The following is a 23,411-nucleotide window of genomic DNA, read 5'->3' as shown; positions in this document are numbered from 1 at the left end:
CCGGCGACGACCAGAACGGAAGCGTCGAGGACGTACCGGTCTTCCTCTACCTCGCCACCGTCCAGCACGAGGACGACGTGATCGCGCTCATCGGCATCCACCCGACCGCGGTCGACGCGCGCGATTCGGTTCTCTCGTTGATGGAGCAGGTCGAACACCCCACGTCGGCGTGAGGCTGCATCCTCCGGTTTTGATCGTCTTCGAACTCCCCGGAGCGATCGCTCGAATCGCCTGACGTGAGCCGATCGATCGACGATATTTCCGCGAGCGGAAGCTTCTGTCTCCGTAACGCATTTATTACCTACTCGACCGAGTGAGAGTGGTACACGACACGAGACGGGGACGAGGCAGCGAGTCCGTCGAACACCACCATTCGCGCGCGCTCTCAGCCCCAGCTCCGTCGATCGTGGCCCGTCACGATGGACCGAAGAACCTCACTCCCACGTGGATCGGTAGGCGTTTTGATCATTTGTGTTATTGGCATTTTGCTTGTCGGAGTAGGAGTAACTCTGGCATCTGCAGAAGCAGATGGAGGTGAACCGCTTAATATAACCAATGCAGGAGATACAGAAGATTTGTTCTCATTTGAGAGTACTAATACAATCTCGAATATAGAAATCACGAGGGGTGAACGAACAAACGAGTACCTGACCCTATATATAAATTTCAAAGAATTACAGAGAGATAACATTAACGTATCCAACGTTGGGATTCGGAACGTAACCATATCGAATGGAGAATTTATTGAAACAGATCAGTTCGAAGATGATGATGAAATCATTATAACAATTAAAATTGAATCAACAGACAGTGATAATCCTATTCAGGTTGACACGGTGGAGTTTGATGGAATCAATACATCAACCGGTGGAATGACAGATAACCTTCATTACAGAGTAGCTGCAATAGGTAATAATTCAACAGAGAGCTACGAATATCTGAGATCAGAAGAATATGTGAAAAATTCTACAAAATTTAAATATGTTGATGGCTCCATTACAGTTCGAGATCAGGCAACGACTTCAACAAATCTCGGCAGAGATGGTAGAACTTCATCCGGAGTGACCGTTAGCAGACTCAATTCAAATATTAATTCTACTATTGTACTAACTGATAGAGATAATAATGAAATTGTAGGTTATAAATCTCGATCGGCAAAAGAAATGGATGGAACAGGGAATATATCACTCAACACCTCTAATCTTGGTGGAAAATATGACGCATATCTAATACCGGATGAAATGATAAATTTGGATCAAGAAGACATTGGAACAGAATTATCTGATAAGGAGAAACAATCCGCTGTTGATAAAAATAGATTCCATGTTTATTTGGGAACGGTAGAATTTGAGGATCAAAAATACGAGCTGGAAAGAACCACCAATATTTCTGTAGCAACTTCTGAAGTTCGAGACACAGTCGGAATGAATACACCATATATTATTATGATTCATCCACTTACTTCCGATAATGAGATTATTTACCAGAAGTATATAGGGTATTCAGATGTATTAGTTGGAGTACATGATGATTTGAATATACCGATTAGAGATGCTAAAGGAAACAAGAAAACCATTTGGCATAGTAACCGATATGCAGCGACTATCCGGCTGGCCAAGGGACAAGAGCCGGGGGATCCCGTTTTTCTCAATTCAACAAAGCGCTTACCAAATTCAGATATCGAAGATCAATTTGTAGAGGGAGATGTATCAGATAGCGCAATTATACAAATTTCTAATAATCTATCAACTGGAAATGAGAGTGTCCAAATAGATCGCCTATTTAATGACTCCGAGTACAACATAACACAATCGTACTCTGGGGAGCTAATTGGCTATAACAATACTACGTCGTCAGCAGAATCTATCAATTTGTATCGACGGACTTCGGATAATCGCTCAGTAATAGCTGGAACTGGGAATTATCAAAGTAGCACTGGGACGATATTATTTAATACGACGGGGTTGGAAACTGGGTCTTATTCTATTTCTCAAGATGATTTTGAGGATGAAAAACAATTTAGAATGATCGGAAGAAGCGATCAGAGAGTAGAACTCACCGATATTGATGGGCAAAAGAGAGTGGGAGGAAAAGTCGATTACAAATTATTTCACAACACGTCAAAAATTAAGCTAGAAATTATTGGATCAGATACAACACTCGCAACCGCTAACCTCACAACACCGGATCCCGGTCGCACTACAATCGGACTCAACACGTACGCGCTCGGAAACGGGTCGCTGACGGATAGCGTCGTCACAGCGGGGTCAACTGCGACGGTTGAGTCGGTCGATACGTCGATGTCGAACGAGACGCTACCGCCGGGAACGTATCGAGTTGCCGTCCGCTCCGAACAGGGCCTCGCCACGACCGCGGACGAGGCGACGGTGACGGTCGAAAACCGGTCGACGAACGGACTGACCGCCTACGCCACGACCGATCTCGGTCGTGACGACTTGGGGACGGCGGAGGCGGTGCGACGGGCCATCGGGAACGGAACGCTCTCGCCGACGTCGACCGTCACCTCGGAGGACACCGTGGTCTACGCCGCGAACGCCACGGGACTGACCGGACTGCCGGCAGCACGGAACGCGACGATCCAAACGGGAACCGACCTCGCTCTGCTCGACGGACTGGCGTTCGACGTCCGGTCGAACGCGTCGACCACGACGAACGGTGCGGGCGAGTCCGTACCGGCGAACTCGTCGGTGTATCTCGACGAGTCCGGACTCTTCCTCGTCAGCGACGGCGCTGACGCTCTCGCGACGGACGAGACGCCGACCGACGGAGAGACGTTCACCGCCGAGTTCCGCGTGGAAGACGACCGCCTGCGCGAGGCCGCGTCGAATTCGACGGCCGGCCACGACGCCTCGGCGACACTGACCTTCGAGGCGCCGGAGCGGGGCGGTGGGGGAACCGAGAGCGAGGACTCGCTCAGCGACGACTCGCTCAGCGACGGAGATGGCGGGAGCGAGGCCGACGACGGCGGAACGAGCGGCGGTGGGACCGGCGGCACAGGCGGTGGATCCGAGACCGCCGGCGGTGGCGGTCGCTCCGAGACGACGCCGACGGGAGATGCTCCGTCGAGCGACTCGACGGCCGCGGGAGCGGAAGTCCGAGGCGACGACGAGGCCCGGCCCGACCTCGGAATCATCGGCGGTCGGGTCGAGGTCCGTCCGGCACCCGACGTCCGAGGAGTGGCGAACAGCGAGTCGGACGTATCGGCGGCAGTCGGTTCGGTCCCGGCGGTACCGACCCGTGTGGGGGACGCTCCACCCGGAAGCGACGCCGGCGCGCCCGACGACGATCCGGTCGGCAGCGGCGCGGGATCGGAGGGAACGGCCGCCGGCGAGGACGAGGCATCGTCGGCCGACGGCGGCGACGACTCGTCCGGCACGACCGACGAGTCGGCGACGGAGTCCGACACAGCGGGGACGGAACCGCCCGCGCCGAGCTACGACGACGCGCCGATCCGAGCGACCGCGGAGGACGTGCCCGGGTTCGGCCCGGTCGTCGCGGTGATCGCACTCCTGGTCGCCGGACGCCTCGCCGCAATCCGGCGGTGACACCCGCGCTCGCGAGAGTCGATTCACCGACGCCGTGGCGGACGTATCCACCGACGCCGTGGCGGGCTGGCGGTATCCTTTTGCTGGACCGCCTCGTTCCGTCGAACATGAGCGCGACCATCACCCCGCCACGAGAGCGCGAGTGCGAGCTGTGCGGTCGCCGCGAGCGGTGGAACGACGAAGCCGTCGGCTGGCAGATCGACGACGAGCCGGGCGAGGTCTACTGCATCCACGAGTGGGACATCAACGGGACGTTCGCGCCGCTGCGCGAGTAGCTCGCCGCACCCAAAGCACCGACGGAGCCGATATGACGGTGCGAGGCGTCCGGTATCGCCGCGAGGGGTGCGGCGGCGGTCTGATCTGAAATTGATGATGTATATCTCAGTCGTCGAATACGCACATTTCTAGCCGTGAAATACACTCATTACTGATTATTATCGGCCATATAGCGGCTTTTTACTGATCGGACGACAAGTGTGATAAGGGTTATTCACCCCTGATGAATAATTACCTTATATTCCCTAATGTGTGTACGAGGGATCCTACCCCTATCAGGGTCATACCTTTAAGCAATCACCCGTGAGTGGTGTCCATGACCGAGCCACGTAGTGACACCCGGGGGAGCTCGGATTCCTCGGGCCACGGTGGAGGACTTGCGGCAGTAACAGACGAGCGATCGAACTGCGGGATCGGCGGGATCGTCGACCTGGACGGAGATCCGAGCCACGAGACGGTGACCGACGCGGTCCGACTGCTGGAGAACCTCGAACACCGCGGTACCACGGGCGCCGAGGAGAACACCGGCGACGGGGCGGGGATCATGGTCGCGCGCCCGGACGACTTCTTCGACGACGTGGTCGACGCCGACCTGCCCGACGAGTACGCGGTCGGATCCGTCTTCATGCCGACCGAAGGGAGCGTCCAAGCGGAGATCCACGACGTCATCGCGGAGGTGTTCTCCGTCTACGGGTTGGAGGTGCTCGCGTGGCGCTCCGTCCCGACGGACAACGCCGACCTCGGCGCGACAGCGCTCGACTCCGAGCCGGAGGTCGCTCAGCTGTTCGCCGCGCCCGTCGAGGGCGCCGGCCTCGCCGAGCGGTTCACGAGCGAGGAGACGCGACCGGACGACGTCGACCCGGAGCTGCTCGGCTTCGACCGCGCGCTGTACGCGGCCCGGCGCGAGATCGAGAACGCGGTCACGGACGTCGACGGCGCCGGGCGATTCTACGTCTGCTCGCTCGACCGCCAGCGCGTCGTGTACAAGGGGCTGCTGAAGGGCTCGCAGCTGGCCGAGTACTATCCGGACCTGACCGACGACCGCTTCGCGAGCCACGTCGCCCTGGTCCACGCGCGGTTCTCGACGAACACGCTCGGCGCTTGGCACCTCGCGCACCCGTACCGCAACATCGTCCACAACGGCGAGTTCAACACGATCCGCGGGAACGTTAACTGGATGCGCGCCCGCGAGAACGACCTCGATCACCCGGCGTTCGGCGCCGAGCTCGACACAATCAAGCCCGTGATCGATGACCCGAACCAGTCCGACACCGCGAGCGTCGACAACGCGGTCGAGCTCCTCCTCCAGGCCGGTCGGGACCTCCCCCACACCCTCCGGATGCTGATCCCGGAGGCGTTCCGCGGCGACGACCTGATGGACGCGGCCCGCACCGACTTCTACGACTACCACGCCTCGCTCGTGGAGCCGTGGGACGGCCCCGCCCTCGTGATCGGCTTCGACGGCGACCGCGTGGCCGGCGTCCTCGACCGCAACGGGCTCCGCCCGTGCCGGTACGAGGTGACAGACGACAACCGGCTCGTCGTCGGGAGCGAGGTCGGCGCGCTGCCGACCGACCCCGCCGAGGTGCGACGGCGCGGCCGGCTCCAGCCCGGCGAGATCTTCGTCGCCGACCCCGAGGAGGGGCGGATCGTCCCGGACGACGAGGTGTTCGCCGACCTCACCGACGAGAAGTACGGCGAGTGGGTCGAGGAGCGCCAGGTCGTTCTCGACGACGTCGTCGATGGGGTCGACGCCGGCACGGAGGACGAGGCCGCCACGGAGGTCGACGGCGACGCGGAGGCGACGGCCTCCGGTGGGAGCGACGGCGAAGTGAGCGACGAGGACCCGACCGTCAGGATTCATCAGGCCGCATTCGGCTACACCACCGACTCGCTGAACCACCTCGTTGAGCCGATGGCGAGAGACGGGAAAGACCCGGTCGGCTCGATGGGCGACGACACCCCGCTCTCGGTGCTCGCCGACGTCGACCGACCCCTGTTCACCTACTTCAAGCAGCTGTTCGCGCAGGTGTCGAACCCGCCGATCGACTACATCCGCGAGGAGCTCGTCACCTCGCTGGAGACCCGGATGGGGAACCAGCGGAACCTGCTCGACGAGACCCCCGAACACGCCGAGCAGATCGTCTCGGACTCACCGATCCTCACCGACGCCGAGACGGCCGCCCTCAAGCGGCTGGACGGCGAGCCGATCGACGGCGACGGACCGGCGTTCTCCTCGGTGACGGTCGACGTGACGTACGACCGCGAGGGGTCGCTCGTCGACGCCGTCACCCGGATCCGGCGGGCGTCCGCGGCCGCGATCGAGGACGGCGCCGACGTGGTCGTCCTCTCGGACCGCGCTGTCGGCCCGGACCGGCTCGCCGTCCCGAGCCTGCTCGCGACCGGTGCGGTCCACCACCACCTCGTGCGGAACGGGCTGCGGAACCGCGCCGGGGTCGTCGTCGAGTCGGGCGAGCCCCACGAGGTCCATCACATCGCGACGCTGGTCGGCTACGGCGCCGACGCGATAGACCCGTACCTCGCGTACGACTCCATCGCCGACGTCGTCGCGGGACCGGACGGCGCCGACGAGGACGAGGCGCTCGCGGCGTACCGCGGCGCCTTGGAGGACGGGCTCCTCAAGACGATGGCGAAGATGGGCATCTCGACGATGGAGTCGTACCAGGGCGCCCAGATCTTCGAGGCGATCGGACTCGCCTCCGAGTTCGTCGCCGAGTACTTCGAGGGGACCGAGATCCGTACGGAGGGGATCGGCATCGAGCAGATCGAAGACGACCTCCGGACGCGCCACGCGATGGCGTTCGGCGCCGACCCCAACCTGGAGACCACGGGCGAGTACGAGCACCGTTCCTCCGGGATCAAACACGGCTGGAACCCCCAGACGGTCGGGACGCTCCAGCAGGCGGTCCGGGGCGGCGACTACGAGCAGTACCGGGAGTTCGCCGAGCTGGTGAACGACCAGTCCAAGGAGCTCCAGACGCTGCGCGGCCTCTTGGAGTTCGAATCCGACCGCGACCCGGTGCCGGTCGAAGAGGTCGAGCCGGTCGAGTCGATCGTCGAGCGCTTCTCGACGGCCGCGATGAGCCTCGGGAGCATCTCGCCGGAGGCCCACGAGAACAACGCGATCGCGATGAACCGGATCGGCGCGAAGTCGAACACCGGCGAGGGCGGCGAGCCGCCCGAGCGGTTCGGCACCGAGAAGGAGTGTAGCGTCAAGCAGGTCGCCTCCGGCCGCTTCGGCGTCACCGCCGATTACCTCGCGAGCGCGGACGAGCTGCAGATCAAGATGGCGCAGGGGTCGAAGCCCGGTGAGGGCGGCCACCTCCCCGGCGAGAAGGTAAACGAGATGATCGCGCACGTCCGGTGTTCCACCCCCGGCGTCGGGCTCATCTCGCCGCCGCCGCAGCACGACATCTACTCCATCGAGGACCTCAAGCAGCTCATCTTCGATTTGAAGGCCGCGAGCCCCGACGCCGGCGTCAACGTGAAGCTGGTCTCGGAGGCCGGCATCGGGACCATCGCGGCCGGCGTCGCGAAGGCGAACGCGGACGTCGTCCACATTTCCGGCCACTCCGGCGGAACGGGCGCGTCGCCGAAGACCTCGATCAAGAACGCGGGGCTCCCGTGGGAGCTCGGGCTCGCCGAGGCGAACCAGATGCTCCGCGCGACCGGCCTGCGCGACCGCATCCGCGTCACCGCCGACGGCGGGCTCAAGACCGGCCGCGACGTCGCGGTGGCCGCCGCGCTGGGTGCGGAGGAGTACGTGTTCGGCACCGCGTCGCTCGTCACCGCCGGCTGCGTGATGGCCCGGCAGTGCCACGAGAACACCTGCCCGGTGGGCGTCGCGACCCAGCGCGAGGACCTCCGCCAGCGCTTCCCCGGCCAGCCGGACCACGTCATCAACTACATGACGTTCATCGCCCAGGAGCTCCGCGAGCTCATGGCCGAGCTCGGCTACACCGAGGTCGAGGAGTTCATCGGGCGCCCCGAGCTGCTCTCCCAGCGCGAGACGGACCACGAGAAGGCGAAGCACCTCGACCTCGCGGCGGTCATCGCCGAGCCCGCGGGCGACGCCCGGACGAAGACCCGCGAGCAGGAGGACGCCGACATCGAGACGCTGCTCGACTGGGACCTCATCGACGAGGCGGCCCCGGCCATCGAGGACGGCGCGCCCGTCGCGCTCACCCGCGACGTGGAGAACGTCGACCGCGCGGTCGGCGCGACGCTCTCGAACCGCGTCGTCTCCGAGCACGGCGGCGAGGGGCTCCCGGACGACACCGTCACCTGCCGGTTCGACGGCTACGCGGGCCAGAGCTTCGGCGCGTTCCTCGCGCCCGGCGTCACCCTCGAGCTGACCGGCGCCGCCAACGACTACCTCGGGAAGGGGCTCTCGGGCGGTCGACTCGTGGTCAACACGCCGGAAGAGGCCGGCTACGACCCGGCCGAGAACGTCGTCGCCGGCAACGTCGGACTGTACGGCGCCACCGACGGCGAGGTGTACGTCAACGGCGTCGTCGGCGAGCGGTTCGGCGTCCGCAACTCCGGTGTGAAGGCGGTCGTCGAGGGCGTTGGCGACCACGGCTGCGAGTACATGACCGGCGGGGTCGTCGCCGTCCTCGGCGACACCGGCCGGAACTTCGCGGCCGGGATGTCCGGCGGCGTCGCCTACGTACACGACCCCGACGGCCGGTTCACCGACCGGGTGAACCGCGGGATGGTGTCCGTCTCGCAGACGCTCGACGAGTCGGACGAGCAGATGCTCCGGCGGCTCGTCGAGAACCACCGCGCGTACACCGGCAGCGATCGCGCGGCCGAGCTGCTCGACGACTGGGCCGCGACGCTGGACGACTTCGTACGCGTCTTCCCCGACGCGTACGCGAACGTCATCGCCGAGGGGAAGGGCGCCGACGTGCGCGACGAGCCGCCGGCGGCGGCGGAGGCCGTCCCCGGCGCCGTAAGCGACCCGGCCGGGCAGGCGTCGAGCGACGACTGAGGCAATCGGTGTTGCCCGTCGCTGTCGAAATCCGCGGTCGGCGATGGATTTCGGCAGCCCCGAGGAACACGGAATGCGCCTCTCGCACAGAACTATTTCTCCGTTCGATCAGTCACCACAGGAGTGTTATCTACTGAGCTATCGGTTGAACGTGTACCCGTGGACGAGCGTATTAGCGAGAGCACCGAGCGCCGGCTGTTTCTGGATCACATCTACGATCGGTTCAGTGTATGACCACGAACGCACAGAACTGGCTGCTCGGACTCGTACTGGTGGCGCTTCTCGCCGCGCTCGCGGGTGACCTCCTCGGAGCACGGCTCCTCGTCAGGGTCGCCGTACCCACGTTCTTCCTTGCTGCAGCGAGTCTGTTCGCGCTCATGACCGTTACAAAGCTCGTCGATGCCATCCGATCGTCCGAACCGGACGTGCACGACCCGACCCGAACTGACTAGCCGAAGCGCCGGCCTTTCGATTGATCGTCGAGCGTCTCGCTCTCGACGCCCTCCTGCTCGACCGCGCGGTCGACGTGGCGCTCGCGGGCTCGGTCGACGAACTCCGCCGGCAGCTCCTCGATCTCGCCGGCCTGCACGCCCCAGAGCTTCGCGTAGAGCCCGTCGGCCGCCAGCAGGTCGTCGTGGCTCCCGCGCTCGACGACCTCCCCGTCCTCTAACACGAGGGTCGCGTCGGCGTCGGTCACCGTCGAGAGGCGGTGGGCGATGACGAACGTGGTTCGGTCGGCCGCCAGCTCGTCGAGCGAGCGCTGGATCAGCATCTCCGTCTCGGTGTCGACCGCGGAGGTCGCCTCGTCGAGGATCAGGATCGCGGGGTCCTGCAGGACGACCCGGGCGATGGCGACGCGCTGGCGCTGCCCGCCCGAGAGCTTCACGCCCTGCTCGCCGATCCGCGTCTCATAGCCGCTCGGGAGCGAGTCGATGAACTCGTGGGCCTCGGCGACCTTCGCGGCCTCGATCACCCGCTCGCGGACCGCGTCGCTCTCGACCGTCTCGTCGACCCCGGTGAACCGCCCGTACCGGATGTTCTCGGCGATGGTGCCGTCGAACAGCGTGGTGTCCTGCGCGACGTAGCCGACCGCGGAGCGCAGGCTCTCGACGGTGACGTCGCGCACGTCGTGTCCGTCGACCCTGACCGCGCCGTCGGTGACGTCGTAGAGCCGGAGGAGGAGCTTGAGCAGCGTCGACTTCCCGGCGCCGGTCGGCCCCACGAGGGCGACGGTGTCGCCGGGGTCGGCCGCGAAGGAGACGCCGCTGATGACTTCCTCGTCCGCGTCGGCCGGATCGACGAGGGCGTTCTCGGGGTAGGCGAAGGAGACGTCGTCGTACTCGACCGCGGCGGCGTCGCCGGCGCGGTCGACATCCGTCCCGTTCTGGGCCCCGAGCGCGACCGTGCCGTCGCCGTCCGTGATCCGGATCGGGATGTCTCGGAGGCCGAACACGCGTTCGCAGGAGGCCTTCGCGTTCTCGTACTGGTCGATAATGTTGGAGATCTCCGCGAGGGGAGCGACGAACTGCTGGGTGAGCAGGACGAACGTGACGAACGTTCCCACCGTGAGCGTCGTGGTGAACGGACCCGGCGGTCCGGCCGAGAGCCAGTAGCCGCCGACCGCGAAGGTGGCGGCGAACGCGAGGCCGGCGAACAGCTCCATCCCCGGACGATAGACGTAGTTCAGCCGGAGGATCGACATCGTCCGCTGGAAGTACCGGTGGGAGGCCGTCTCGACGCGCTCGCTCTCGTACGGCTCGGTGTTGGAGGTCTTCACCAGCTCGACGCCCGAGAGGGCGTTCTCCAAGGCGGTGTTGAGGTCGCCGACCACGGAGCGCTGGGCGACGTACCGCGGCTCCACGGCCCGCATGAACCAGAGCGTGAAGAGGATCATCAGGGGGATCGCCGAGAGGGTGACGACCGCGAGCTCGTAGTTGTAATACAGGAGGACGCCCGCGATGCCGACGACCATCACGCCGAGCCGCGCCGAGTTCTGGAGGGCGTTGTCCAGGAAGACCTCGAGGTTCGAGGCGTCGTTGTTGAGGACGCTCATCACCTCGCCGGTCTGCTTGTCGTCGAAGAAGGTCATGTCGAGCCGCTGCATCCGGTCGAAGGAGTCGGTCCGGACCGCGTGCATGACCCGGTGCGCGAAGTTGTTCGCGGCGATGCCGTAGATCCAGGTGAAGACGCCGGTGACGAGGAAGGAGCCGACGATGAGGACGACCGAGAGCCGGAACTGCGCCGGCCCCGCGGTCGGCAGCCACGCGTCGGGGACGACCGGGAGGGTGTACGGACCGTCGCCCGTGAACACGGCGTCGATGGCGACGCCGAGCACGACCGGCGGGACCAGCCCGGCGACGCGGGCGACGACGTTCGCGGTCATCCCGATCACGAGCCAGTGCGCCTCGGGGGCGCCGTACTCGCGGAACAGTCGGAGGAGGGGCCGGTCGACGCGGTCGCGGTACACTTCGAAGGCGTTTCGGTCGGCGGCGGCCATGGACGTAGGAGCGGTGCGAGCCCCATGTATCCGACGGCTTCGGTCGTCTCGGCCGGTTCGGTCGATTCGGTCGTCTCGGCCGGTTCGGTCGATTCGGCCGGCCCGGAGCCGGAGTGCCCTCCCGGCGTCGCCCGCGTCTGTCCGAACCGCGACTCAGTTGTGACGGAAACAGCGCGAGCCGGTGAACGCCATCGCCATGTCGTGTTCGTCGGCCGCGGCGATCACGTCCTCGTCGTTGACGGAGCCGCCGGGCTGGATCACGGCTTCGATCCCGGCCTCGGCGGCCTCCTCGATCGCGTCCGGGAACGGGAAGAAGGCGTCAGAGGCCATCACGGCGCCCTCGGCGGACTTGCCCTCCGCGTCCTTCTCGGCTTTCATCGCCGCGAGCGTCACGGCGTCGACGCGGGACACCTGACCCATCCCGACGCCGACCGTCTCGGTGCCGGTCGCGAACAGGATCCCGTTCGATTTGACGTGTTTGAGGGTCCTCCACGCGAAGAGCATCGTCTCCACCTGCTCGTCGGTGGGCTCGCGCTCGGTGACGACCTCGAGGTCCGCGGCGGTCGGCGACTGGCGGTCCCGCTCCTGGACGAGGCGCCCGCCGACGACCGGCTTCTCGGAGAACCGCTCGGCGAAGCGCTCCTCGCCCTCGCCGAGCGGGCCGACGTCCAGCACGCGGAGGTTCCCCTTCTCGCGGAGCACGTCGAGCGCGCTGTCGGTGTAGCCCGGGGCGACGACGACCTCCTTGAACGAGTCGGCGACGGCGGTCGCGGTGTCGGCGTCGCACTCGCGGTTCAACGCGACGATGCCGCCGAACGCCGACTTCGCGTCCGTGCTGAGCGCGCGGTCGTACGCGTCCGCGAGCGTGTCGCTCGTCGCGCAGCCGGCGGGATTCGTGTGCTTGATCACCGCGGCGGCGGGGTCGTCGAACTCCTTCACGAGGTTCAGGGCGGCGTCGGCGTCGTTGTAGTTGTTGTACCCCATCCCCTTCGCGCCGGGGTTGAGCTGGTCGGCGCCGACGACGCCGGCCTCCTCGCAGCCGTCGTCGGCGTAGAGCGCGGCGTCCTGGTGCGGGTTCTCGCCGTATCGGAGCGTCTCGGCGCGCTCCTCGGAGACGAACCGCCGTTCCGGGAAGTCGCCGCCCGCGTCGCCCTCGACGGTCACGTCGACGGCCTCGCCGTCCTCGCGCTCCATCGTCACGCGGTCCTCGGCGAACCACCGGACCGCCCGCGGGTACGCCGTGAACTCCGCGTCGCGGAGCACCCGGTCTTTCAGCGAGTCGGCGTCGTCGTCGCCGTAGACGGGGACCGGCTCTTGGGTGACGATCGGGCCGTCGTCGATCGCCTCGGTGACGACGTGGACGGTACAGCCCGTCGTCCGGACCCCGGCGTCGAGCACCTGCTCGTGGGCGTTCATGCCCGGGAACGCGGGCAACAGCGAGGGGTGGACGTTCAGCGTCGTCGGCGCCGAATCGAGGAACTCGTCCGTGAGCACGCGCATGTACCCGTCGAGGCAGACCAGATCGAAGTCGTAGCTCTCGAGCCGGTCGAGGATCCGGCGCTCGTGGGACGCGCGCGACTCGTCGTCCTCGCGCTCGACGACCTCGGTGGGGATCCGGCGCTCCGTCGCGGCCTCGAGGACGGGCGCCTGCTCCCGGTTCGTCAGGACGACCGACAGCTCCGCGCCGCCGGGCGCGACGTCGGCGATGTGTCTGAGGTTCCGTCCCCGGTTGCTCGCGAGTCCGGCGATCTTCATACGCCCGTGGTCCGACCGATCGCGTATATCGATTGCGGTCCGCATCGCCGGAATATCCACGTTTGCGGATAGGATCGGCCACCCGGGCGCGAAAAGGGGAGGTACCTATCCACGTCCGTGTGTCCCGGCATCGACACGCTTTTGCCGGCTCCGGGGGCAGTCGCGGACATGACTGATCACGCCATCTCGGGCCTGTCGCGGTCGGACCCGCTCGCGGCCGTCTCGCCGCTCGACGGGCGCTACGCCTCGCGGACCGCGCCGCTGTCGCCGCACGCGAGCGAGGCCGCGCTCATGCGCGCCCGGACCCGCGTCGAGGTCGAGTACCTGATCGAGCTGGCCGCGCTCGACGCGACACCGATCTCGCTCGACGACGACGCGGAGGCGACGCTGCGCGGCGTCTACAAGGAGTTCTCGGCCGAGGACGCGCGCCTGATAAAGGCGCTCGAAGTCGACGGCGCCGAGGGGTACGCCCCCACCAACCACGACGTGAAAGCGGTCGAGTACTTCCTCCGGGTCCGACTGGACGAGGCGGACGACGCCGGGACCGTCGCCGACGCGGAGGCGCTGTACCCGTGGATACACTTCGGGCTCACCAGCGAGGACGTCAACAACCTCGCTCACCGGCTGCTGCTCAAGCCCGCGGTGAGCGAGGTGCTCGTGCCCGCGGTCCGCGAGGTCCGGGACGCGCTCGTCGACCTCGCACAGGCGCACCGCGACACGCCGATGCTCGCCCGCACCCACGGTCAGCCCGCGACGCCGACGACGTTCGGCAAGGAGATGGCGGTGTACGCCGCGCGGCTCGGCCGTGCGCTCGGCCGCGTCGTCGTCGCGAACGGCGACCTCTCCGGGAAGCTGGCCGGCGCCTCGGGGGCCTACGCCGCCCACGACGCCGCCTACCCCGACATCGACTGGCAGGCGTTCTCCGAGTCGTTCGTGCACGGCCTCGGTCTGGAGCACACGCCGCTCGCGACGCAGGTGAACCCCTGCGACGACCTCGCGGCGCTGTTCGACGCGCTGCGAGGGGTCAACAACGTCCTCCTCGACCTGGACGTGGACGCGTGGCTCTACGTCTCCGACCGCTATCTCGGCCAGCGGGCGGTCGAGGGCGAGACCGGCTCCTCGACGATGCCGCACAAGGTGAACCCGATCGACTTCGAGAACAGCGAGGGCAACCTCTCGAAGGCGAACAGCGACCTCACCTTCCTCGGCGACTACGTGACGAGCTCGCGGCTCCAGCGCGACCTCTCCGACTCCACCGTCAAGCGAAACGTCGGCGCCGCGCTCGCGCACTGTCTCGTCGGCTACGGGAAGGCCGAGAACGGGCTCGCGAAGGTGGTGCCGAACGAGACGGTGATGCGCGAGGAGCTGGCGGCGACCCCCGAGGTGATCGGCGAGGCCGTTCAGACGATCCTCCGGCGCGAGGGCGACACCGACGCCTACGAACGCGTGAAGGAGCTGACCCGCGGTCGGTCGGTGACGCTCGACGACTTCCGCGAGCTGTTCGGCGACCTCGACGTCGACGAGGACGTGCGCGAGGAGCTGCGGGCGCTGACGCCGGCGGGGTACGTCGGCGTCGCCGACGCCCTCGTCGACGAGATCGACGAGTAGGGGTCACCGAGCGGCGTAGTCGGCGGAGCTCAACGCGCTCGTGAGACGGGTGTTAGTCCATAAAATGCTGGCCGAGAAGTCCCTCCTTCCCTGCGTGTTTTCGCGCGTAGACGAAGTACCAAGCGACGCCAAACACGACGAAAAGCGAACTCAGGAGGATCTCGATCGGCGCCATAAACGCAATCAGACCGAACGAGAAGACCGCACCGAGGACGGGAACGACCGGGTATAGGGGGGCTTCGAAATCGGGATCGTAGTCCTCGGCGTCGGTTTCCCGGTAGACGATCAGTGCGATGTTCAAGAGACCGTACACGATGAGGTGAAGTACACTCCCCGCCTTCGCCAGCACTTCGATGTCGCCGATGAGGATAAATCCGAAAACGAACGCCCCCGTAAGCGTGATCGAACGATACGGCGTTTCGAATTTGGGATGGACGGCGTTGAGTCGGGGAGTGACGATCTGATCTCGCGCCATGGCAAAATTGACTCGCGAAGACGCGAGGATGGAGGCGTTGGCGCTCGATGCCATCGCGAACAGCCCGGCGAGCATGAGGCCGACTACCCCGACCGACCCGGCCAATTGCTCGGCCACCCGAATGACGGCGACTTCGCCGAACTCGATTACGTCCGCGTACGGGACGACGCCCATCGTTACGATCATTACCACCACATACAACAGCGTCGCAAAGACCAGGCTACCGACCACAGCGAGAGGGAGATTTCGACCCGGATCTTCGAGTTCCTCTGCTACTGTGTTGATCTCCGCAAAGCCGAGATACGACACGAAGACGAGGGCTGCAGCAGGAAACACGCTCCCCCATCCGCCGGTTTCTGAGGGTGCAAATGGACGGAGATTCGCCGGATCAATCCGACCGAGACCGACGAGGCTGTACCCACAGAGAGCCACGATGAGCACGGCGACGATAGCGATTTGCACTTTGCCGGTCTCCTCAGTTCCGATGAAGTTGAGCGCGAAGAACAGCAGTCCTGCGACCAGGGCCATGACCTGCGAGGGAGCAAGGCCATACCCGAGAATATCCGCCGGTGGGACGGGGAGAAAAACCGCCGCGTAACTTCCCAGACCGACGAGGTAGAACGCGACGGCGGCAGACAGTCCGATCCAGTTCCCCCAGCCAGCAACGCTCCCGAACAGTGGCCCGAGCGTATCGTTGATATAGTAGTACGCGCCGCCCGCTTTCGGCATCGCCGTCCCGAGTTCGCTGATCGAGAGCGCGGTAAACGCCGAAATAAACCCCGCGAGGGCGAACGCAGCAGCGGCGGCTGGACCAGCCGTGGCAGCCGCCGCCGCCGGCAGGATGAATATCCCGGCACAAACCATCACACCGACGCCGATAGCGAATGCGGCTAGAAGGCCAAGTTCTTCCGAGAGCTCCTCGTCAGTCATTTCTGATCTTACTGTTCACCGTCCCCTGCGGAGCGGCGTCGGACGACGGGCACTGGTACGCGCGCTGCTCTGTGACCTCTTCGGACATGCCACCGAAGATCCAGTTCGGGATACTGGGTTCGTTCGCGCCCAAGATGACCGGATCGGAATCGTCGGCACGGTCGGGTGTCGTCGTCTCGGGATTGTCGGTCTCTTCGACGGCCTGCGAGATCCGCTGGACCGGTATGACCCCTCTTCCAGCGCCGTAGAGACACCCGACAGAGCCCGCCCGGCATACGTCTGTTCCGGAATCTCTTCGTGTCCGAGAAGGACGACGGGGACCGACGGGAGGGACTCGGTGGGCGTATCGGGAATGATGTCTCCTTCGAGAACCGCGATGGGGAGACTCACCCGTAGCGTAGCGACCATTGTGTAATCCTGTTCCGAAGACGACCCGCGGGTATATAAACCGGGAGAGGCGATCCCACGATTCCGGAGCCATCGCCAGCGCCGTCGGAAGGTGAGGACTCGTACGCCTGCTTCTCCGACCACGAGGAAGAAGCTCGTCGTCTCAGCGGGGACGAATTCGGTCGCTTGACCGAAGAAGTCATGAACCCGCTCCGGTCGCGTCGGGAATTTCAGGTTCACAACGACGTTTCTGCCGCTTACGGGAACCCGTTTAACACAGCCATCCTGATCGGCGGCTGACTGTCGTTCACGGGGACTCAGTTCTCGTGCAGCCTATCGGAAATCGGAGATCTCTGAGAACTCTAAAAGCGAAGGTGTTCCCCTTGATTTTCGGTGAAACCATCCTCACCGAAGCCGCCGCCACCCACGCCGGCATAAGACGTTTATCGATCGCGCATCCATCGCCGTCCGATGCCCTCCGACGACAACGACGACGAGGCGAAGTACTCGGTGTTCGGCAACGACGCGGCCAACACGCCGGAGGGATCCGGCGAGGACGCGCGGGTCGACCCGGAAGCGGTCGACCTCGGCGACGGCGACGACGGCTGTCCGAAGTGCGGGAGCGAGGAGACGGAGACCGACGAGATCGCGACCACCGGCACCGGCCTCACCAAGATGTTCGACGTGCAGAATCGCTCGTTCGTCGTGGTCTCCTGTGCGAACTGCGGCTACTCGGAGCTTTATAAGGGACAGTCGACGGGAAACGCCATCGACTTCTTCGTCGGCTGAGCGGTCGGGACGGGCGCGACGCTACCGACCCCCCTTCGAGCCCCTCTCGGAGCCCCGCGAGCGACCGATTTATGTCGACCGCGCAACCGATCTCGAGCGTGCATGGCCTCCCTCAGAAGCCCCTCCACCCTCCCGGTGGTCGGCGTTCTCGTCGACGGTCGGACCTACGGGAACCTGTTGTACCTGTTGCTCGCCGTCCCGCTCGGATTCGTCTACTCGACGGTGTTCACGTTCGGCCTCGCCCTCGGGCTCGCCCTCTCGGTCGTGCTCGTCGGGCTCGTGATCCTGCTGATGCTCCTGGTCGGCTCCCGGCTGGTCGCGGGCTTCGAGCGATGGCTCGCGAACGCGCTGCTGGGAACCGACCTGTCCCGGCCCGACGACCTGGCCGACGGCGACGGCGCGCTCGCGGGCGTCAGGAAGTACGTCGACGCGCGCTCGACGTGGACCGGACTGGGCTTCCTCTCGCTGAAGTTCTGGGTGTCGCTGTTCGCGCTCGTCCCCCTCGTCGTCCTGTCGAGCGCGCTCCCGCTCGTCGCCGCGCCGCTCCGGTACCCCTACGCGGCCGACTTCGGCGAGGTGAACGGCGAGCCGGTGACGTGGGCGGTCGACACGCTCCCAGAGGCGCTGGTCGCGCTCGCGCTCGGGGTCGCCGGCGTCCTCCTGTCGCTCCACGTCGCGAACCTCGTCGCCTACGCGGCCCGACAGATGGCCGTCGCGCTGTTGGGTCACGAAGCGCGGGGCGCGTCCCCACCGGAGTCGGCGGCGGGCGGCGAGTCTCACAGCCACGAGGGAGCGAGCCCCGTCGAAGCCGACACCGACCCCGAGGGCGGGTTCGAGTTCGTCGACGACCCAGTCGACCGCGACTTCCCCGACCACGACCCCGTTGACCGCGACCCAGTCGACCGCGACCCCGCCGACAGCGACTTCTCCGACCGCGGCCCCGCCGACCGCGGTCCCGCCGATCGCGACTCCCCCGACAGCGACTCCGCCGACCGCCCCAGCGACCCCGCTCACCGCGACGGCGACGAGGTCCCCTGATCCGGAGGCGATCCTCCGATCGACTTATTCCAGTGCGGTCGTCAGGGGCGGTATGGCACCGACGCCCGTCAACGCCGCCTTCGGTGCGCTGCTCGCGGCCGCCCTGCTCGGCGCCGCGTTCGACCGGCGCGCGGTCGCGATCGTCGTCGCGGCCGCGGTCCTCCCCGACCTCGACGCGGCCGCGAGCCTCTTGGTTCCCGGCGCGACGAACGCCCTCCTCCACGCGGTCTGGCTCCCCCTCGCCGCCGGGGGCGTCCTCTACTGGGACACGCGACTGCGCGACGACTCGGCACTCCGCGAGCGGGCCGGGTGGCGCGGCGTCCGGATCGCGTGGGTCGCGCTCGCGGCGTTCCTCGTCGCCGGCGTGGGCCCGGACCTGTTCGGCGGCGAGGGGGTGAACCTGCTGTACCCGCTCCATGACGCCTACTACCTCGTCGACGGCGGGTTCCTCTTCTCGACGCGGGACGGGGTCGTCCAGACGGTCGTCTCGGTCGGCGCGCAGGGACCGGGGATCCTCCCGCTGGAGACCCTCGGGACGACCGAGTCGTACGCCATCCCGACGTTCGCGAACCCCGACGGCCGACCGGGGCTCTCGCTCGGCGCGGACCGAGAGCTGTCCCTCGTCCGGACTGGATGGCAGCTCGTCGTGGTCGCGGCCGCGGTCGTGCTGCTGGCGGTGCGGTTCCGGCGGGAGGGTCGGACGAAACCGACCGAAGACGTCGCGGAGGTGAGCCGGTAGATGGTCTCCTCGGTCGTCCACGCCGGCTTCGCGCTGTTGCTCGCGGCCGGGCTGCTCGGCGACTACTACGACCGGCGGGCGCTCGCCGTCGTGCTCGCGATCGTCCTCGTCCCCGAGGCGGACAGCTTCCTCGGATTCGTCATGCCCGGGGCTCACCGCACGGTCGGCCACAACCTCGTGTTTCCCGCGGCCGCCGCGGCGCTGCTCTACTACGACACCCGCCTCCGCGAGCGGTCCGCGCTCCGCGAGCGCCTCGCCGACCGGTGGATCGCGGTGGCGTGGGTCGGGCTGTTCGTCCACGCCTTCGCGCACGTCTCGCTCGACTGGATCCACCTCGAAGGGGTGAACGTCTTCTGGCCGCTGCGGGACCGGTTCTACGCCCTCAACGGGGAGGTCCTGCTGTCGACCGCGGACGGGTTCGTCCAGACGTTCGTCGACCTGCAGACCGACCCGGAGACGGGTGGACGCGCGGTGGACGCGGGGACCACCGGAACCACGGAGACCGTCCACGTCAACAACCCCGTCGAGCCGCGCGACCCCGACGAGGTGACCGACGAGCCGGTCAACCGGATCTTTCCGATCGCGAACGCCGGCTGGCGGCTCTACCTCATCGGGACCGGGCTCTTCGTGCTGGTCGCCCGACGCTTGCAGGACCGGACGCCGGCCGACGGCGAGCGGTGAACTCGTCGACCGCGGCCCGAAGACCTCAACATAGTATGGGGGGGCAGTGAACCGCGTGGAGGTCGTACCGTCTCTCGATGAGCCCTCGTTCACGTGACGACGAGCGCCTCGCCGGAGCGGAGATCGCGGTCGTCGGCGCCGGGTTCGGCGGCCTCTCCACGGCCGCGTACCTCGCCGACGCCGGCGCGAACGTGACGGTCTTCGAGCGCAACGAGCACCCCGGGGGGTACGCCGGCCGGATCGAGCGCGACGGCTTCCGGATCGACACCGGCCCCTCGTGGTACCTCATGCCGGAGGTGTTCGACCGCTTCTTCGGGCACTTCGGGCGGTCGACGGACGAGTTTTACGAGCTGACGGAGCTCGACCCCCTCTACGAGGTCGTCTGGAAGGACGGCGACCGCGCGACGATGCCGGCGGACCGGGAGGGACAGAAGGCGCTGTTCGAGTCGTACGAGTCGGGCGCCGGCGACCGGCTCGACGCCTACCTCGACGACGCCGCGGAGGCGTACGAGCTCGGCATGGACCGGTTCGTCTACCCGAGCCGCTCTCGGCTCCGCGACATGATAGACCTCGACGTGTTGCGCTCGGGGCGCGCGCTTCCGAAGCTCCGGACGATGGACGACTACGTCGGCGACTACTTCGACCACGAGAAGCTGCGGCAGATCGCGGAGTACAAGCTCGTCTTCCTCGGCGGGTCGCCGTACAACACGCCGGCGATCTACACGCTGATGAGCCACGTCGACATGAACCTCGGCGTGTATCACCCGACCGGCGGCATCGCGAGCGTCGTCGACGGGATGGCGGACCTCGCGGTCGATCTCGGCGCCGAGATCCGGACGGGGACGCCGGTGACCGCCATCGAACCGTCGATCGCGGCGGCGGGACCGAAGTTCGAGGTCGAGGTCGAGACCGAAGGCGGTGACGCGCCCGAGGCCGACCGATTCGACCGGGTGGTCGCGAACGCGGCGCCGACGCACGTCGAGCGCGACCTCCTCCCCGACGAGCACGCGCGCCGCGAGGCGTACTGGGAGTCGCGGACGTACGCCCCCTCCGCGTTCCTCCTGTACTTCGGCGTCGAGGGCGACGTGGACCTCGACCACCACGCGCTCGTGTTGCCGACGGACTGGCGGCCGCACTTCGAGGAGATCTTCGACGACCCGGCGTGGCCCGACGACCCGGCGTACTACGTCCACGTCCCCTCGAAGACGGACCCGGAGGCGGCCCCCGAGGGGCACGAGGCGGTGTTCGTCCTCGTCCCGCTGGCGCCCGGGCTCGACGACGACCCCGCGACTCGCGAGCGCTTCCGCGAGCTGGTGCTCGACGACCTCGCATCGCACGCGGGCGTCGACTTCCGCGACCGGATCGTGCTGGAGGAGTCCGCGTGCGTCTCCGACTTCCGCGAGCACTTCAACGCGCCGCGGGGCACCGCTCTCGCGCTCTCGCACACCCTCGGACAGACCGGTCCGCTCCGGCCGGCCCACCGGGCGCCGGGGGTCGAAGGGCTCTATTACGTCGGCGCGTATACGAACCCCGGCATCGGGATGCCGATGTGCCTGCTCAGCGGCGAACACGTCGCCGACGCCGTGATCGAAGACGTCGCCGGCGACGGCATCCTTCCTCCCGTGGTGCCGACGTCGACGCTGCGGTAGGCGGGGGAGTTTTCACCGCGCTCACTCCGGGCCGTCCACCGCCTCCTGCACGGCGGCCCAGTGCGTGATCGTTCCGTCGGCGCCGGGGAGCGGCCGGAGCGACACGCGATTCAAAAAGGGAGTGCCGTCGCGCCGGTGGTTCCACACCTGGACCGTCACCGGTTCCCAGATCGACACCGCCTCGCGGAGGTCCGCGACCGCCGCGTCGCCCGTCTTCGGCCCCTGTAACAGCCGCGGGTTGCGACCGCGGAGCTCCGCGAGCGAGTAGCCGGTGAGTTCGCGAAGCGCCCGGTTCGCGTACCGAACGGGCGTGTCTCGGTACGCCGGACCGCAGAGCGTAATCCCGAGCGGCGCGTCGTCGAGGAGCCTGACGCGCTATATCAGGCGTCGGTCGCGGTCCGTGAGGTCGTCGGAATCTGCGACCGCCGCGGGCGGGGCGACCGCCGAGCGCGTCCGCGGGAGTCGATGCGGGTCGAGACCGCGGGCGCGCTCGGTATCGTCGCTATCCGCGAGGAGAGTCCGGAGCGCGCTCCGGGCGTCCGTCCCGTCGCACGCGAGGAAATCGAGGACGGCCGATCTGAGGCTCATCGCGCCGTCAGAACTCCCGCTCGATAGCGTGCGGCAAGCTGTTCGGGCGTTCCCCCGTGACTTCGTGCGTCGACATGCAGGTATCCACGGGAGCGTCCCGCATCAATCTGCGGAAACACCGGTGTCGGTTAGAAGCGTGCAGGGCTGAGGCGACGGAGAGTATCGCGGCGCAGAAATACGGACTCGCGGGGGTCCCGTGAGCAGAGAGGGACCACGCGAGGAAACGACTGAACGAACGAAGTGAGTCGAGTGGACTCGCGGGGATTTGAACCAGAGCCAGACGTGCTCGCTCACTCCGTTCGCTGCGCGCGACTGGCAGGGTTCAAACTCCGCTCGTTACGATGTTGCACCGCTCGTGCTATTGTTCGCTGCGCGCGACTGGCAGGGTTCAAACTCCGCTCGTTACGATGTTGCACCGCTCGTGCTATTGCTCGCGGCGCAGAAATGAGGACTCGCGGGGGTCCCGTGAGCGGTAGCGAACGGGACCACGCGAGGGAACGAGACGAACGAAGTGAGTCGAGTGGACTCGCGGGGATTTGAACCCCGGGCCTTCCCCGTGCCAGGGGGATGATCTACCACTGATCTACGAGCCCTCGTGCGCGTTTCACCGTTCCCCGGTGGATATATTAAGGCCTTCGACTCGACGACGGCGCCGAGACCGATCCGCACGTCCGCGGTCCGCGGCTCAGATCCGCTCGGAGTCGACGTACACGTCGAGCGCGACGTCGCGGGTCGAGTCCTCCAGGTCGCGGACGGCGCGCTCGACGACGCGTTCCGCCTCCGTCCTGATAAGCGGGACCGCTTTCTTCACCACCCAGTCGAAGGAGACGAGCCGCGGGAGATCGAGCGTGTCCGGGCTGGCCGACCCCGGATCGAACTGGACCTCGAGCGCGACCTCGCAGACGGGGGAGTCGGCGGCGTCGGTTCCGCTACCGTCGTCCGGACCCCTCGGCGTCACGCGCCAGCAGCCGCCGGCGTCGATGTCCTTCGTGATCTCCCAGTCGATCCGCTCGGGGGGGTCGACGCCCGTCACTCGCGAGTGGGCCGTGTAGGTGATCTTCCACCACGCGAACCTGAGCGCGTAGCGGGTCCCGGGGCCGCCGTCGCCCTCGATCGTCGCCACGTCGTCGAGGTACTTCGAGTAGCGCGCGTAGCCCGGGAAGTCGAGCAGGAACTCGTACACCTCCTCCGGGGCGGCGTACACCTCCGTGCTCACGACGAGTTCGTCCACGTACGGTGGTTCGAGCGGCGCGTAATAAGCGGTCCGGCGATAGGACGAAAACGATACGGCTGGCGGGTAAGCGTGAAGGACGCGAGAGGACACGACGGTGACCACCTCCAAAGCCCCAGTCGCTCGATTATAAATAGCGATCACCGAATCGGCAGTGACCACCTCCAAAGCCCCGGTCGCGAGGACTC

At 66.2% G+C, this 23,411-nt stretch carries 17 protein-coding genes and 1 tRNA gene; 11 read left to right on the top strand and 7 right to left on the bottom strand.

The features are described from left to right. The 5 genes from R6U01_RS04595 to R6U01_RS04575 form a co-directional block, all read left to right on the top strand. A partial coding sequence (locus R6U01_RS04595) for a DUF6517 family protein (RefSeq protein ID WP_410285284.1) occupies positions 1-173 on the top strand: 173 nt, incomplete at its 5' end. A 246-nt stretch (positions 174-419) separates the two neighbouring features. Continuing rightward, positions 420-3,566 carry a PGF-CTERM sorting domain-containing protein gene (locus R6U01_RS04590; RefSeq protein WP_410285277.1) on the top strand — a complete coding sequence of 1,049 codons (3,147 nt, stop codon included), beginning with the start codon at positions 420-422 and terminating at the stop codon, positions 3,564-3,566. Between the two features lie 107 nt (positions 3,567-3,673). Further along, a complete protein-coding gene (locus R6U01_RS04585; protein ID WP_410285276.1) occupies positions 3,674-3,841 on the top strand; it encodes an HEWD family protein in 168 nt (55 codons plus the stop codon). Positions 3,842-4,158: 317 nt separating this feature from the next. After that, complete coding sequence (gene gltB, locus R6U01_RS04580; protein WP_410285275.1) at positions 4,159-8,856, top strand: glutamate synthase large subunit; 4,698 nt, start codon at positions 4,159-4,161, stop codon at positions 8,854-8,856. 230 nt (positions 8,857-9,086) lie between these two features. After that, positions 9,087-9,308, top strand: a complete 222-nt coding sequence (locus tag R6U01_RS04575) for a hypothetical protein (RefSeq protein ID WP_410285274.1) — start codon at positions 9,087-9,089, stop codon at positions 9,306-9,308. Here the strand turns inward: R6U01_RS04575 and R6U01_RS04570 are convergent. Beyond that, complete coding sequence (locus R6U01_RS04570) at positions 9,305-11,353, bottom strand: ABC transporter ATP-binding protein (protein ID WP_410285273.1); 2,049 nt, start codon at positions 11,351-11,353, stop codon at positions 9,305-9,307. The two genes, R6U01_RS04575 and R6U01_RS04570, sit on opposite strands and share 4 nt — an antisense overlap. A 153-nt stretch (positions 11,354-11,506) precedes the next feature. Further along, a complete protein-coding gene (purN, locus tag R6U01_RS04565) occupies positions 11,507-13,108 on the bottom strand; it encodes a phosphoribosylglycinamide formyltransferase (RefSeq protein WP_410285272.1) in 1,602 nt (533 codons plus the stop codon). 168 nt (positions 13,109-13,276) lie between these two features. Here purN and purB point away from each other — a divergent pair, with 168 nt between their 5' ends. Beyond that, positions 13,277-14,716 carry an adenylosuccinate lyase gene (gene purB, locus R6U01_RS04560; RefSeq protein WP_410285271.1) on the top strand — a complete coding sequence of 480 codons (1,440 nt, stop codon included), beginning with the start codon at positions 13,277-13,279 and terminating at the stop codon, positions 14,714-14,716. Positions 14,717-14,768: 52 nt separating this feature from the next. On the opposite strand, the gene R6U01_RS04555 is transcribed toward purB, so the two are convergent. Continuing rightward, positions 14,769-16,121, bottom strand: a complete 1,353-nt coding sequence (locus tag R6U01_RS04555) for an APC family permease (protein WP_410285270.1) — start codon at positions 16,119-16,121, stop codon at positions 14,769-14,771. Positions 16,122-16,979: 858 nt separating this feature from the next. On the opposite strand from R6U01_RS04555, the gene R6U01_RS04550 reads away from it, so the two are divergent. The 5 genes from R6U01_RS04550 to R6U01_RS04530 all read left to right on the top strand — a co-directional run bounded on the left by R6U01_RS04550 (position 16,980) and on the right by R6U01_RS04530 (position 21,404). Then, complete coding sequence (locus R6U01_RS04550) at positions 16,980-17,297, top strand: zinc ribbon domain-containing protein (RefSeq protein ID WP_410285269.1); 318 nt, start codon at positions 16,980-16,982, stop codon at positions 17,295-17,297. A gap of 102 nt (positions 17,298-17,399) precedes the next feature. After that, positions 17,400-18,335, top strand: coding sequence for a sensor domain-containing protein (locus R6U01_RS04545; RefSeq protein ID WP_410285268.1), 936 nt, complete (start codon positions 17,400-17,402; stop codon positions 18,333-18,335). 52 nt (positions 18,336-18,387) lie between these two features. Beyond that, positions 18,388-19,074, top strand: a complete 687-nt coding sequence (locus R6U01_RS04540) for a hypothetical protein (RefSeq protein ID WP_410285267.1) — start codon at positions 18,388-18,390, stop codon at positions 19,072-19,074. Further along, complete coding sequence (locus R6U01_RS04535) at positions 19,075-19,755, top strand: metal-dependent hydrolase (protein WP_410285266.1); 681 nt, start codon at positions 19,075-19,077, stop codon at positions 19,753-19,755. It abuts the gene before it with no gap. Positions 19,756-19,832: 77 nt separating this feature from the next. Next, positions 19,833-21,404, top strand: a complete 1,572-nt coding sequence (locus tag R6U01_RS04530; RefSeq protein ID WP_410285265.1) for a phytoene desaturase family protein — start codon at positions 19,833-19,835, stop codon at positions 21,402-21,404. 21 nt (positions 21,405-21,425) lie between these two features. Here the strand turns inward: R6U01_RS04530 and R6U01_RS04525 are convergent, their stop codons facing one another. From R6U01_RS04525 to R6U01_RS04510, 4 genes are all read right to left on the bottom strand, one after another. Further along, on the bottom strand, positions 21,426-21,746 hold the full coding sequence (locus R6U01_RS04525) for a PAS domain-containing protein (protein WP_410285283.1): 321 nt from the start codon (positions 21,744-21,746) through the stop codon (positions 21,426-21,428). A 33-nt stretch (positions 21,747-21,779) separates the two neighbouring features. Further along, positions 21,780-21,992 (bottom strand): hypothetical protein, encoded by a 213-nt coding sequence (locus R6U01_RS04520; RefSeq protein ID WP_410285264.1) that lies wholly within the window; start codon positions 21,990-21,992, stop codon positions 21,780-21,782. Between the two features lie 521 nt (positions 21,993-22,513). After that, a tRNA-Ala gene (locus R6U01_RS04515) sits at positions 22,514-22,585 on the bottom strand. A 92-nt stretch (positions 22,586-22,677) separates the two neighbouring features. After that, on the bottom strand, positions 22,678-23,223 hold the full coding sequence (locus R6U01_RS04510; protein WP_410285263.1) for an SRPBCC family protein: 546 nt from the start codon (positions 23,221-23,223) through the stop codon (positions 22,678-22,680). Positions 23,224-23,411: the final 188 nt, after the last annotated feature.

This window comes from Halorubrum sp., from assembly GCF_046498025.1.
GTDB lineage: Archaea > Halobacteriota > Halobacteria > Halobacteriales > Haloferacaceae > Halorubrum.
The sequence above is the reverse complement of the archived record's forward strand: the minus strand, read 5'-3'. Positions and strand labels throughout refer to the sequence as shown.